Raw genomic sequence first — 13,861 nt, forward strand, 5'->3', positions numbered from 1 at the left:
ATGGGAATTTCAATATACATTATATTATCCGGCGCACTTGGCGTTTTGATCGGGGCAGTCCTGGCAGGATTCATTATTAAAAATAACAGTAAGAAAATTGAGAATGAGGCTCGCGAAAAAGCAAGAAGTTTAGTTCGTGAGGCGGAAATAACAGCAGAAGGGGTAAGAAAGGACAAGGTCCTTGAGGCCAAGGAAAAATACCTTAGGCTGAAAACAGAATTTGAAGAGGAAGTCGGTAAAAAGAAAAACATCCTTATCACCAATGAAAATAAACTCAAGCAACGTGAGCAGATCCTTTCTAAGGAAATGGAGCAAATTAAGCGCAAAGAAGCTGAGTTAGATAGTAAAAAAGAAAACCTCAGTGCCCAATTGCATGCCGTTCAGGTGCGCAAAGATGAACTTGATAAGGTTACTCATCAACGCATAACAGACCTTGAGAAGGTGGCCCTACTCACCAGAGAAGAGGCCAGAGAGCAATTGATAGAAATGCTTAAAGATGAAGCGGCAACCAAGGCTTCTTCACATATTAAGGATATTCTGGATCAAGCGAAGCTAAGCGCAACCAAACAAGCCAAGAAAATTGTTTTGGATACCATACAGAGGACGGCGACCGAACATGCAATAGAAAACTGCGTGTCTGTGTTTAATATTGAAAGTGATGATGTTAAAGGTAAGATCATCGGTAGAGAAGGAAGAAATATCAGAGCCCTGGAAGCTGCCACAGGAGTGGAAATTGTCGTTGATGATACACCTGAAGCGATTATAATATCAGGCTTTGATCCTGTAAGAAGAGAAATCGCCAGACTGTCACTACACCGTTTGGTTCAGGATGGAAGAATCCACCCAGCACGAATCGAAGAGGTGGTCGCCAAGACCGAAAAGAATATCGATGAAGAAATTATCGAAATTGGAGAAAGAACATGTATTGATCTTGGAATCCATGGATTGCACCCTGAACTAATTAAGATGGTTGGAAGGATGCGCTTCAGATCCTCCTATGGTCAGAACCTTTTGCAACACTCCAGAGAAGTGGCCAAGCTTTGTGCTACCATGGCTGCTGAAATGGGATTCAATGCCAAGATGGCCAAAAGAGCAGGCTTGCTTCACGATATTGGAAAGGTGTACCCTGAAGAAGCAGAATTGCCCCATGCAATCCTAGGTATGGAGCTCGCCAAAAAATACAAAGAGCATCCTGAAGTTATCAATGCTATCGGAGCTCACCATGATGAAATAGAAATGACTTCTATGTTATCACCTATTGTTCAGGCTTGTGATGCCATATCTGGATCACGTCCTGGAGCCCGTAGGGAAATTATGGATAGCTATATCAAAAGGCTTAAAGACCTGGAAGAACTTGCTTTGAGCTTTGAGGGAGTAAATAAGTGCTTTGCCATGCAGGCAGGTCGAGAATTAAGGGTAATGGTAGATGCAGACAATGTAAGTGATACTACTGCTAGTAATTTATCCTTTGAGATATCTCAAAAAATCGAAAAAGAAATGCAGTATCCTGGCCAAATAAAAATAACTGTGATTAGAGAAATGAGGTCAGTGAACTATGCCAAATAATGGCTGATAATTATTGATATTAGGATTGTTTAAAGGGCAATTATTCGTTTAGAATAATTGCCCTTTTTTGGCTGAAATTGTTTAATACCAATACAGCCCATTAGGGCTTAAAAGTCAGCCACTGTAAGTTACTTTTCTCCCATTATAGATTTCGGATTTATAATTAGGGTATTATTTTTGATTTTCAAATTATTTTTTTAGTTTTAATAGAATTACGCTAACCAGTTTTGGCTGAGGGGCCATGTTTGACAAAGGTCCTATCGAACAAAAAGTATCGAAATTAGAATAAGTTTGACATGGCAAATCATTCTTGAATCAGTCAGTATTTATAACCTGATCCGATTGTCCAAGCGTTTATGAACCTATGAACCAATAAACATGAGATATCTTGCAAGGTCATATTTTGTGCTGTTTTTACTGATATGCACTCAATTCTCCTGCTCATCTAGCAACGAGAGAGGCATTGCTGAAGATGATGCGCCGCAATTTATAGTAACAGATAGTCTGATTGTAGATTATTTGGGAAATTTGACTATAATTGATATCAAGCCTGACAGGTCTGAATACTTAATGTATGATTACCAAAGAAAAGAATTTTCACGTGTTACTGAAGATGGTGATGTTGTTCTAAGCAAAAATCTGTCTGCGGATGGGAAAGATAGTTTTGGAAACTATTTTTTTGCCGCACATTATTATGGGGATGACCAGATTTTGATTTTCCCCTTTTCTGGAGGTATTTATACCTATGATTTGGGATTTAATCTTTTAGAGAAAGAATCCGCATCATTCAACCTTTATACCCATTCCTTAGGTGCCGGACTTGCTATCCGGCTGGTCGGTGATAAAATATTTGCAAATAGGTCCCCTGACAATCAAGCTAAAGATTTTTTTGATCAAGAAGATTATTTGTCTCGTTTTCCTTTTTTGACGGTATATGACCTTAAAAAGAAAGCAATTATTGCAGAACAATATATTCCCAAGGAATCACAAATCATCCAACATCCGGGCAAATACAGGGAACCGGCCCCTCATTCCATTGTGATGGGAGATGAGTTGTTTTTGTTGTTTTCCAATTCCCCGGAAATCTACAAATATTCATTTCCCGGGTTAAAATTACTCGGCAAGGTAGCTTTAAATCCCTCAGATAAATATGTTCAGGTTAAGCCATTTCCTGTGGAAGGTTTAGGTAATGGTGTGTTCAATGAGCTGGCTGGATCTGAATATGTTCATTTTTCGACATCCAACGGTTATTTCCTTACTGGGTATAAGGGGGCGGCACCACAGGATAAAGTGGATGCCCTGCCACAAGATTTGCTGGGAGGAGAGGATTTTATGGCACTGGTTAAAGAATACAAAATTACTTATTATCAAATTATAAAAGGAGATAAAAAATTATGGGAAGGGCATATTGACGTCCGCTTTAAATTTAAAGGCGGACATCTTTTTGCTGATAGTAATATACATCAACCTGTAGTAGAAGATGAAAAGGATTATGTTGCTTTTTATTTTTATGAAATTGTATAATAGTAATCAAGCCCATATGGAACATAAATGTTTAGTAGCTAACTTCTATAAAGGATTGAAATGACACCTTTTCGAGTAGTAATCCTCTTTTTTGTAGCCTCAATTATTGGAATCGCATTGATCCCCAAATTGTCTGTGGATCTCAATCCCCCAGAGAAGGAACCAATATTAAATATCAGTTATTATGTTAGTGACGCCTCTCCAGAACTGGTGGAGAAGCTGGCTACATCCCCTTTGGAAGGAGCATTTACCCAACTGTCGGAGTTGAAAAAAACCACTTCGGTATCTCAATACAATACTGGTAGTATTCAATTGCGTTTTGACAAACGCACGGATATGGACTACAAAAAATTTGAAGTCGCAGCATTGATCCGACAGGTTTTCCCTTCATTGGACAGCAAGGTTAGCTATCCGAACGTTACCCAATCTTCACAAAAGAGCATTCAGGAAAAAAAACCTATTCTAACCTATAGCATCAATGGGCCATTTGCTTCTTTTGAGATCAAGAAAATTGCTGAGGATATTCTTGTAACTGGATTAAATAGCGTTGAGGAAATTGAAACCATAGAGATTCGTGGAGCAAATGAGCTTTACTTATATGTTATTTATGACATTCAAAAACTACAATCTTTAAAGTTTTCAAGGTCCAGTTTGGAGAGTAGAATTCGGAATTCTTTTGGTCGGAACTATCCAGGCCTGGCGATGAACGTTTCAGGTGAATCCATGTTTTTGGAGATTGATCGGTCTATCGCAGATAAAACCGCTTTGGAGAACCTATTATTAGGAAGGGTGGAAGGGAAAGCCATTTACCTCAAAGATGTAGCGACGCTTACCCTCGAGGAATCAGCTCCCCAGAATTTCTACAGGATCAATGGCAACAATTCAGTAAACCTTACCATTACCAATAGGGATGGGGTAAACAAGGTGCTGCTGGCCCAGAAGATAAAGGAAATAATGACTGCTTCGAAAGTGAATCTTCCGGAAGGGTTTGATGTCAGGTTGGAGTTTGACGACACTTCCTTTCTCGATAAGGAGCTGAAGAAAATATACAAACGATCCGGATTGTCTATTTTAATTTTGGTGGTATTTATATTTTTAATCAACCGTAATTTTAAATATTTACTCACCTTGTTTTTAGGCATCATCGTCAATGTTAGCCTAACAGTGATTATACTCTACTTGTTAAAAGTGAACATTCACATGTATTCATTGGCCGGCTTGACCATTTCTTTTGGTTTGATTGTCGACAATGCCATTATTATGATTGATCATTTGCACAAGCATAAAAATAGAAAAGTGTTTTTAGCACTTCTGGCAGCCTCACTTACCACCATTGTGGCATTGTTAATGGTCTTTTTATTACCTGAAGACGATAGGCGAAACCTTGGGGAGTTTTCTGTGGTAGTAGCCGTAATGCTCGGCGTTTCTTTACTGGTCGCCTTATTGTTTACTCCGGCCATGTATGATTTGCTTTTCGGAGAGAAGCAAAAAGCAATCAAAAGGCTTACCCTGCCTCAGCTAAGAAAACGTGTTGTAGCTTTTTCTCGCTTTAGTCGGTTTATAGGGTTTACGGCAAAGTTCAGAAAAACTTTTATAGTCATGCTGATTTTATTGTTTGGGCTGCCTGTGTTTTACCTTCCGTCAAGTTGGGAGGGACATGAATGGTACAACAAAACGGTGGGGAATAGTTATTATCAGGAGGAGATTAGACCCTATGTGGACAAGTCTCTTGGCGGATCTTTCAGGATGTTTGTTCGTGGTGTGTTTGAAAAGTCTTCCTATAGAGAGGCAGAAAGAACCAGGCTTTATGTCAATGCCACCCTGCCATTTGGGAATACTTTAGAGCAAATGAACTTTATTATGGGTGAATTTGAAGTTTTCCTTAAAGGAGTGGAAGGAGTGGATAAATTTGTTACCACAGTAAGTTCCGGACAAAATGCACGCATTGAAATCACCTTTAAAGAAGCCCATGAAACCTCTGCTTTGCCTTACAGGCTTAAGGGAAAGCTCGCAATGAAGTCAACTGATTGGAGTGGTGTTCGATGGAGTATATATGGCGTTGGACAGGGCTTTTATGTAGGGCCAGGTGGCGATGGAATCCCTTCGTTTCGAGCGGAACTGAGAGGGTATAATTATTCTGAACTTGAAAGACAGTCAGAGATTTTGGCCGAAAAGTTATTGTCGCATAGAAGAATCCAGGAGGTAAATACCAACGAACGGCGGGGTTGGAGCGAGAAAAAGACAGAAGAATATGTTTTGCGGTTTGACCAGCGATTACTGGCCATGGCAGGAGCCAATCAATATGAGGTGGTAAATGCACTCAAAGATTTGTCTCAACATGAGCAGCCTTCCTTGTTTTTGGAGGTTGACAATGATAAATATGGGGTTGTGGTTAAAGAAAAAAAATCAGACCGGTTCTCAAGGTTTGATCTTGAAAACAGTAGTTTGATATCGAGTGAAGACAAGATTTTCAAGGTGTCAGGTTTTGGCTCTTTGAATAAGGAAACAACCACCAATGCGCTTCATAAGGAGGACCGGCAGTATATTCGCCTGGTGTCCTTTGATTATATGGGCTCTGCAAAATTTGGAGGGGAGTACCTGGACGAAGTCATGGAAGAGATGAAAGCTAACATGCCAATAGGTTATTCAATAAGCAAACAAACCAATAATTGGAGTTATGACAAAGCCAAAAGACAATATGGCCTGTTATTGGTGCTAATCGTTGGGATATTCTTTATTTGTTCCATTCTATTTGAAAATTTCAAGCAGCCTTTGTATATCATTTTTATTATACCCATCTCGTTTATTGGCTTGTTCCTGATATTTTCATTGTTTGACTTTTATTTTGACCAGGGAGGATATGCTGCTTTTGTGATGCTTGGTGGATTGGCTGTGAATGCTGCGATATTCATTGTCAATGACCTTAATAACCGTAGCAAAGGCAACTATAACCGAAATGTGCTAAAAGCGGTGGGAGGAAAGGCTACGCCTATTTTATTGACGGTTCTCTCTACTTGTTTTGGGTTGATTCCCTTTGTAATGGAGGGACAAGGCGAGATTTTTTGGTTTTCATTGGCTATAGGTACCATTGGAGGCTTGGTGTTTAGCATTGTGGGGGTGTTTTTGGCCCTTCCAGTATTCTTATGGAAGAGACATGTTTAGATCATAACGATTGTTTTAGGTCCTGTTAATTATAAGCTGGCCCTGGGGATTATAATAATTTACTTTTTGCTGTTATGACATAGTCAGTTTATCGTTATTTAAATACCGGCCGATTATAACCTGAAATATAGAAATGGTGATTTCATTTCAAGTACTTTTGTGCTTTAACCCGAAATATGCAATAGATAATCTATTACATAATCCGGGTTTATTCTCCCATAAGTTGGTTGACATTAAGCCTGGTGAAATCAAAAGAATTACCTTTCTAAATGCATCCTTTCAGTGTCTTGTATTAATTAGTTGTTAATGAATGGCTTTTTAATATTTCGGATAAAGACTTAAACTTAAATTTATCAAATGTTATTCCTTCGAAATTCCTTTGTTGCCCTATTGATTGTTTGTGCTTGTTCCTCTAAGAATACAGAGGAAGAGCAGGGCCCTGAGCGTAAGATGTCCTTTGTCTTAGTTGACAGTGTTGTAGTGGATGTTCTAGAGCCCCTGGGTATGGATGACCAGCAGTTATCAGGGGATTTTTTTTTAATGAGAGGGAGTAAAAGCAGAAAGCCTTACCTGATCAGTAAAAATGGAGAAGTAATTAAAGACTACGAAGTGTTTGAAGACGGGCCAAATAGTATAGGGGCCAATGGCGCTTTTGGTTATAATTTTTTGGGAGAAGAGAAATTTGCGGCTAAAGATATTTTATACAGGTTTCAAATCTTTAATCTGGATGGTGAAAAAACAAAAGTGTTAGAATCGATTAGTTTAGGTGTTTTTGGGGTGACGATGAGTTCTTACCAAACTTTTTTTAGCGGTTTTTTAAAAGAGGGTGAGGAGATGCTCATAGGGATTGAGAACAATCTCTTTGATCCTGGTTCTATGTCCAAAGAGAATCGGGACAAACCTGTGTATTATGATTCCGTAAAAACGATTTTTACCTATAGGGTAAAAGATCAATTTCTCAAGCAGTTTAATGCTTACCCTGAAACATGGGGTCCAAGGAAAGAGCGGAAGTATGTAGGGAATTCAGAGCCATTTATTGCTTATCATAGAAGTAAGCATCTGATGGCCGTGCTCCCAAGAGTGAGTAATCAATTGTTTATTTATGATTTTTCTGGAAATGAACCTGTTCTTTTACATGAAGTAGCCCTTAGGCATAAGTATAGGCCTCAGATAATCCCAAAAATTGCTAAAGAAGCAGAGTATACTTCTTCTTATCCTCGATTTACAGCGCTTAGCTTTGTTGGGGATAGGATTATTGCGGAGTTTAAAACCAGGATTCCTGAAGATGTTTTGGAACGTTTGATGGCACAATCTTCAAGAGTTAATGATTTACCAGAGTACCAGGAAGCCAAAAAGAACTTTGTAAAGACCTTTTACCTGGTAATTGAGGACGGCAAACAAATAGGGGTGGTGGAAGAACTTCCTGTTCATGGTGTGCTGGATTTTGCCAACGAAAGGGGTGAAATTTTCATTAATGATAACCTTGAACCGCTGGTTGAAAGGGAGTATAATGTTTTTTATCGATTGAAATTAGAAGATTAGGTTTGTGTAATACCCTTACTAATTAAAAAATATGTTAAAATAGATTTTTATGGTGTTAAAAATAACTAAAAAAAATTAAATTTTGATTTTTTGCTTTAACATGGTTTAAAATATGCCTGCAGGTTAATACTGTGATTCTGTTTTGATATGAAATGAAATTTAGGAATACATAATATTTAGGCAAAATGTTATGTATAAAATAATTATAACATATTTTTATTGAAATATTTGCAATTCATTTATTGCTCAATTACATTTGTGTCATGCTTACGTAAGTCATAAAAATAGAAGTAGCCAAAAGGGTTCTATGAAGTATTGAAATTTCCGAACTATCAGTTCATATACAAGCTAAAAGCGAAATACTGCCAGCCCAGGGCTGAAGCAGTATCCAAGAGACTGATTAAAAGAAGATGAAAATATATCACAGACCAATGATTGCTAATTCTAGCTCAATTACCTGCCCAAAGTAATTAGCCTCAATAAAGAAATGTTAGGAAGTTCCTGGCAGAGGTTTTTAAAGCTAACATACCTTTAAAAATTTACGATCATGAGATTAATTATTGCTACAATTCTCGCATTCACATTAACATCAACAGTTTTTGCCACTGCACCTGTTGAGAATCCTATCGTTACCCTAGAAAAAGTAGGTAATAACAAGTTTCAACTGAAATATCTGGAAATACCTGAGGGTAAGGTGACCGTTGCCATCAAGGATAAAACGAATAGAATTATTTTTAGAGATGTAATCGATGCTGAAAAAGTATTTTACAAAAATTACAACTTGAACAAATTGGACATTGGAAGCTATCAGTTAGAGGTCTTCAATGGCAAAGATGGAAAGCTGTCTGATTTTGATATTGTTCTTGATTCTCAGGAAGTTGAGAAAACTTTTTTTGCTAGAATGATTGCAGTAGATGACAAGACATTGGCGCTTACTATGAGTAACCTAAATGGTGCAAGTAAATCGGTAGAAATTTATGACAATGGACACCTGATTTATGAAGAGGCAATAACAGGTTTAACTTTTGGAAAGAAATTCAAGTTTACAAACCTTGAGTCTATGAAAAATATAGACATTAAAATAGTAGAAGAAAATGGAGAGGGCAAATTTATTTTTGTCAATTAATTAAAAAGTACTAATCGCTTAACCACTAATTACTAAAAAGAGGCTGATTTATCAGCCTCTTTTTTTTTGTCAAAAAATGACTTTTGTAGCGTGATTGATTCACAAGTAAACTATAAAAGTTTAGGTCTTCTATTAAGAATGTATTGCTCAGGGTTGCCATCTTTAGTTTTTGAAATTTTTTTACCAAAAGCATTGTTGTCTAGAAATGCTTACAATTCCTATTACTAATATGGTTTGTCCCAGGTGTATCATGGCGGTGAAGGAGGTATTAATTGATATGAGGATTCCTTTTGAAGAAGTGAAACTCGGATCAGTAGTTCTCCAGCATGAACTCCAGCCTTTCCAGCTTCAACAATTTGAAAAAGAATTGGGGGGATTGGGTTTTTCCATTGCTAAAAGCAGAGAAATGGTTTGGGTAGAAACAGTGAAATTCACCTTGATACAACTTTTTGAGAAAGACCCATCAGCACTTAACGCCCCTATTTCTGCATTACTGACGGAAAAAGTGGGAGTTGATTATGGTCAGCTTAGCCAATTGTTTAGTAATTCTCAGGGAATGACTATAGAACAATATTTCATTGCGTTAAAGATAGAAAAGGCAAAGGAGTGGTTAAGTTTTGGAGAGTTCAATATCAGTCAGACTGCCTGGAAACTTGGCTATGCCAGTGTTCAATATTTTTCTACCCAATTCAAAAAGATCACAGGTCTGACACCAAGTGAATTTAAAAAATCCCCTCAGAAATCCCGTCAATACCTGGATAGTTTAGCGGGAAATGAATAGCTACCTGACTTTTTTAAAAAAGCCGGATGCCAAGGGATAGAATTAGCTGGTTTTGTCTCTGATCGGTAGGTAGACCGACATAGGTGTCTGCTAGTTTTCCCAAGGGACCTTCATATTTAAAATCTATTATAAAATTGGCAATGTCAAAACCAATGCCTGCCTGATAGGCGATAGTTGCTTTTTTATAGTCCGGCTTTACGGCAAGGGTGGAACTCGAAGAAAGATCACTGTTTAGGATAAATGCCAAGGTAGGCCCTGCTTGTACTCTAAAGAATTTCGCAATTTTAAATCCTGCCATAATAGGGACATCTATTTTATCAAATTCGGCAGTGTAGCTAACGGTATTGTTTCCTTGTGTACTGGTAAATTCCCCACCTGTGTTGGTATACAAAACTTCAGGCTGTATAAAGATATGGTTGCCTCCAAGTCTGGCAAAAAGGCCTGCATGATAACCTATTTTATCGTTTCCACTACTGAAAGTACTTCCATTGACCGAAATATTTCCCTGGGAAACACCAATTTTGGGTCCAATGGAAAACTCTTGAGCTAATAATGGTGAAAAGGTAAAAATTTGGGCGAGTAATAGGATTGTGATTGGCATCCGTCTCATAATATTTATGATTTGGTTGAATAACAAAACTAATCAAATTCAAATAGTAAACGTTAATTTCGGCTTTTACCAGGATAAAAAATTTAAACTTTGTTAGAAAATCTTTTATTTTTAACCATTTACAAAAAAATGAACATAAACTTGAGTATCAAGCTTGTTATTTCGCTAAGGTTCCTTTAATTTGTCTTTAAACATAAGGTTTATTACTTGTGTCCTGACATCTGATCTTGAACGTTAAGTTTTATGGTGTAAATTTGAAAGGTCATATAGTAAGCAGTTAGTTTTTGAGATTGTTTTATAAGAAAAAAGGATAACCGTTTTAAAAAAGGATAAAAATAATTTCCATGATAGAAGTAATAAAGTACCCAAGTGTATTGGAAAGTAGTAATCTCGAACTCAGGAATGTGGCAAGAGATTTAGTTTCAGGGCTTAAGATATATCACGACAACATAGGATATTTGGTTGGGGATTTAGCTTTATCCGAAGGAACATCTCCTCATAGAAATATAAATAGTTCTCCTGAGGAGAATGACTATAGAATTTTTTTAAAAGCAGGTCTTCTATTGGCCTCTCAGAAATTAGGTAGCCCGATCACTGTTACCACAGGTTTCCCCTTCTCTACTTTTCAGGTGTTTAAAGAAAATGCCTACCGACTTCTTGAAAATGAGCATATTATAGAATATGATACCCAAACCTTTGGCGGTGGGGGTAAGAAAAAAATGGCCGTCGAAGTTGATAGAGTGGCTGTTATTCCTGAGGTTGTGGGTTGTAGCATGGCTGTAAGACAACTTTACAGTGAAGCGCCCAAAAACTTTTTCATGATCAGTTTGGGATATGGTACCATGGAAGCAATTTTAAGTACGGAAGGCGGTTTGGTTCAGAGATCCAGTGTTTCTACCTTTGGCTTAAGATATGCGATAAACCTTATTACCCGTGAGCTTCAAAAAGACAATTATTTAGATCTAAAAACAGAGCATCAGATCGATCAATATTTTAGTGAAGGCACAATTATTCTAAACAGAAAACGTTTAGATCTGAAAGAACTTAGAAAGCAGGTAATCACTCAATATTACAATGATGTAATTTCTCCATCTTTGAGAAAAGCATTTTCTGATAGCGATTTCACTAAATCAGCGGATATTTATTTAGCAGGTGGAGGAGCGAATTACAGTGAGCTTGTTAATTTGTTTAAGGATGAATTTGATGGCTTATTAAATGTTCACGTTCCAGAATCGCCCGAGCAAATGGCGTCTATAGGCTATTGCTTCAATAGTTTGGCCATTAATGGTGGGGCCAAGGACAAAGCGGTAGGACTAGATTTAGGGAATAGCTCTACAATACTGACTACTTTTAAACAAGATAAAGGAGATTGATAATATGAAATTTGGATCCAACAAGCAACAGAATAAAGAAGCCAATGTAGGTAAAGTAACCGTTTTATCATTGGGGTTTGAACTTACAGGAGATATTATTTCTAAAAGTGATATCAGGGCAGATGGTATACTCGTGGGGAGTATTAGGACAGATAAAAAAGTGGTAGTTGGAGAAAAAGCTTCCATAACTGGAGACATAATTGCCGAAGAGATCAGTATCAATGGTGAAGTGGTAGGTGATTTATACATTAAAGGGGATACCACGGTTTTTTCGAATGCAAAGGTGTCAGGTAGTATCATTACCAGTTCTATACATATACATAAAGGAGCTCAAATCAATAGCAGTGTACAGGTAGTTTCGCCTAACGCTGTAGATGACGCTTCTAAATCTAGCAAGATCAATTCTGTGAGCAGAGAGGAGCTTTACTCCATGTTGGACGACAGGAGTTCAGAGAAAAAGGAAGTGCCGGTTAAACCTATTACAAAACCACAGGTAAGAACTTACACAAATACTTCTTCTTCAGGAATGGAGGATGATAATAAGGACCTTCCAAGAACCTGGTAATTATTATACCGGATTATACAACAAGATCCCTGGCCTTTCTCAGAAAGTGATTTCATCATGCAATAGGAGGAGCTTATAGGCTACTAAAAAAACTAAAAAAGGCAACCATTATGGTTGCCTTTTTTAGTTTTTTTTAATTTTTGTAAATCAGCCTGAGGCATGCTAAAGCCGCAATGTTAAAATCATGCTGCTTCTGGTGCTCCAAATACGCCGACCATATTGAGCAAGACAAGTATTATCACAATAGGACATATCCATTTGATAAAAAATATCCAGGCTATTCTTGGAAATCCGTCAAATGATGGTGCCCCAATGGTAAGCTCTGTTGCAAAATCTTTAACGTTTTTAATCCATCCAGAATAAACGCTTAACATTAAGCATATTATCACAATGGCCAAGGTGCCAAAGAAGAAATCCATAAGGTTGAAAAAGCCAATTATATCATTTCCAAAGAAGTCGATGTGGATAAGGTTAAAGAAATTTCCCTTAACTGATGCCAGAGCAGATGGAATACTTAAAAACATAGCAGCAATACCCAATGTCCAGGTGGCTTTTTTTCTAGACCATTTTCTTTCATCTATAAAATAGGCGACTGGTACCTCTAGCATGGATATGCTTGAAGTCAGAGCAGCCACCAATAAAAGCAGGAAGAATAATCCGCCAATAATATTTCCAAATGGCTCAATTTGGTCAAAAACCCTCGGTAGAACATTGAATACTAAAGCTGGTCCTTCATCAGGACTCACTCCAGGTAGCAATGCAAAGAGTGCTGGGAAGATCATTAAGCCTCCCATGAGTGCTACAGTACTGTCCATTCCTGCTATCCATAAGGAAGACTTGATAATGTTATTTCCTTTAGGGAGATAGGATCCAAAGGTGATCATCAAACCCCAGCCTACTGACAGACTGAAAAATGCCTGACCAAGTGCAGATAAAATTACTTTACCATTTATTTTGCTAAAATCCGGAGAAAGGTAATATTCAATCCCCTTTGATGCGCCAGGTAGCGTCACTGCCCTGGCAGCAATGAGAAGGATTATTATAAATAAAATGGGCATCAAAAATTTTGCTGCTTTTTCGATTCCTCCAGAAATTCCTCCAAGAACAACGCTGATGGTTAGCAGTATAAAGATCATGCAGAGAGGGACTACGTATAGTGGTGTCTGAATAAATACCTCAAAATCTACAGGTAAATTTATCAATTCAGTAAATATATAACCTATAGTCCAGCCGGCGATTACAGAGTAATAGCTAAGTACCGCAAAACAAACAACTACACATAAAACCCCCGAAGACTGCCAAAATCTGTTTCCCCCCGTTTCTTTGATAGCGCCAACTGGGTTTTTTCCAGATTTTCTACCCAATGCAATTTCATTCAATAGTAATGGTAGTCCTATCAAAAGGACACAAACTAAGTAAACAAATACGAAAGCTCCTCCACCATTTTGTCCAGTTATGTAGGGAAATCTCCAAATATTACCTAATCCAACGGCTGATCCACCGGCAGCCATGATGAAACCAAATGATGAGCCCCATTGTCCGCGGGAGGGTGTCTTACTAGCGTTTTGCATATTATTGGGTGAGTTGATAGAGGTTCAAAATAAAAAAATGT

10 protein-coding genes are annotated in these 13,861 nt (G+C 37.7%); 8 read left to right on the forward strand and 2 right to left on the reverse strand.

Annotation, left to right across the window (positions count from 1 at the left end; translation table 11 throughout):
- From rny to AC0L7T_RS06325, 6 genes are all read left to right on the forward strand, one after another.
- Complete coding sequence (gene rny, locus AC0L7T_RS06300; protein ID WP_473341642.1) at nt 1-1,566, forward strand: ribonuclease Y; 1,566 nt, start codon at nt 1-3, stop codon at nt 1,564-1,566.
- Nucleotides 1,567-1,944: 378 nt separating this feature from the next.
- Nucleotides 1,945-3,090, forward strand: a complete 1,146-nt coding sequence (locus AC0L7T_RS06305; RefSeq protein WP_473341643.1) for a hypothetical protein — start codon at nt 1,945-1,947, stop codon at nt 3,088-3,090.
- A 60-nt stretch (nt 3,091-3,150) separates the two neighbouring features.
- Entirely contained in the window at nt 3,151-6,252 is a 3,102-nt protein-coding gene (locus tag AC0L7T_RS06310; protein ID WP_473341644.1) for an efflux RND transporter permease subunit, read from the forward strand.
- Nucleotides 6,253-6,609: 357 nt separating this feature from the next.
- Complete coding sequence (locus AC0L7T_RS06315; RefSeq protein WP_473341645.1) at nt 6,610-7,794, forward strand: hypothetical protein; 1,185 nt, start codon at nt 6,610-6,612, stop codon at nt 7,792-7,794.
- Between the two features lie 547 nt (nt 7,795-8,341).
- Nucleotides 8,342-8,920, forward strand: coding sequence for a hypothetical protein (locus AC0L7T_RS06320; protein WP_473341646.1), 579 nt, complete (start codon nt 8,342-8,344; stop codon nt 8,918-8,920).
- Between the two features lie 277 nt (nt 8,921-9,197).
- Nucleotides 9,198-9,701, forward strand: coding sequence for a helix-turn-helix domain-containing protein (locus AC0L7T_RS06325; RefSeq protein ID WP_473341647.1), 504 nt, complete (start codon nt 9,198-9,200; stop codon nt 9,699-9,701).
- Between the two features lie 13 nt (nt 9,702-9,714).
- On the opposite strand, the gene AC0L7T_RS06330 is transcribed toward AC0L7T_RS06325, so the two are convergent.
- Nucleotides 9,715-10,311: a porin family protein gene (locus AC0L7T_RS06330; protein WP_473341648.1), complete on the reverse strand. Its 597-nt coding sequence runs from the start codon at nt 10,309-10,311 to the stop codon at nt 9,715-9,717.
- Between the two features lie 344 nt (nt 10,312-10,655).
- Between AC0L7T_RS06330 and AC0L7T_RS06335 the strand changes: the two genes are divergently transcribed.
- Together AC0L7T_RS06335 and AC0L7T_RS06340 are read left to right on the forward strand one after the other, a co-directional pair.
- Entirely contained in the window at nt 10,656-11,684 is a 1,029-nt protein-coding gene (locus AC0L7T_RS06335; protein ID WP_473341649.1) for a ParM/StbA family protein, read from the forward strand.
- 4 nt (nt 11,685-11,688) lie between these two features.
- A complete protein-coding gene (locus AC0L7T_RS06340; RefSeq protein WP_473341650.1) occupies nt 11,689-12,249 on the forward strand; it encodes a bactofilin family protein in 561 nt (186 codons plus the stop codon).
- Between the two features lie 182 nt (nt 12,250-12,431).
- On the opposite strand, the gene AC0L7T_RS06345 is transcribed toward AC0L7T_RS06340, so the two are convergent.
- Nucleotides 12,432-13,820, reverse strand: a complete 1,389-nt coding sequence (locus tag AC0L7T_RS06345) for a sodium-dependent transporter (RefSeq protein ID WP_473341651.1) — start codon at nt 13,818-13,820, stop codon at nt 12,432-12,434.
- Nucleotides 13,821-13,861 lie beyond the last annotated feature (41 nt).

The sequence above is a fragment of the Cyclobacterium sp. 10D3-21 genome (assembly GCF_055809755.1).

What these genes read in the sequence shown, in the direction of transcription:
- AC0L7T_RS06305 (WP_473341643.1), top strand. Translation starts at nt 1,945, where the DNA reads ATGAGATATCTTGCAAGGTCATATTTTGTGCTGTTTTTACTGATATGC.
- AC0L7T_RS06320 (WP_473341646.1), top strand. Translation starts at nt 8,342, where the DNA reads ATGAGATTAATTATTGCTACAATTCTCGCATTCACATTAACATCAACA.
- AC0L7T_RS06345 (WP_473341651.1), bottom strand. Translation starts at nt 13,820, where the DNA reads ATGCAAAACGCTAGTAAGACACCCTCCCGCGGACAATGGGGCTCATCA.
- rny (WP_473341642.1), top strand. Translation starts at nt 1, where the DNA reads ATGGGAATTTCAATATACATTATATTATCCGGCGCACTTGGCGTTTTG.
- AC0L7T_RS06315 (WP_473341645.1), top strand. Translation starts at nt 6,610, where the DNA reads ATGTTATTCCTTCGAAATTCCTTTGTTGCCCTATTGATTGTTTGTGCT.
- AC0L7T_RS06335 (WP_473341649.1), top strand. Translation starts at nt 10,656, where the DNA reads ATGATAGAAGTAATAAAGTACCCAAGTGTATTGGAAAGTAGTAATCTC.
- AC0L7T_RS06340 (WP_473341650.1), top strand. Translation starts at nt 11,689, where the DNA reads ATGAAATTTGGATCCAACAAGCAACAGAATAAAGAAGCCAATGTAGGT.
- AC0L7T_RS06325 (WP_473341647.1), top strand. Translation starts at nt 9,198, where the DNA reads ATGAGGATTCCTTTTGAAGAAGTGAAACTCGGATCAGTAGTTCTCCAG.
- AC0L7T_RS06330 (WP_473341648.1), bottom strand. Translation starts at nt 10,311, where the DNA reads ATGAGACGGATGCCAATCACAATCCTATTACTCGCCCAAATTTTTACC.
- AC0L7T_RS06310 (WP_473341644.1), top strand. Translation starts at nt 3,151, where the DNA reads ATGACACCTTTTCGAGTAGTAATCCTCTTTTTTGTAGCCTCAATTATT.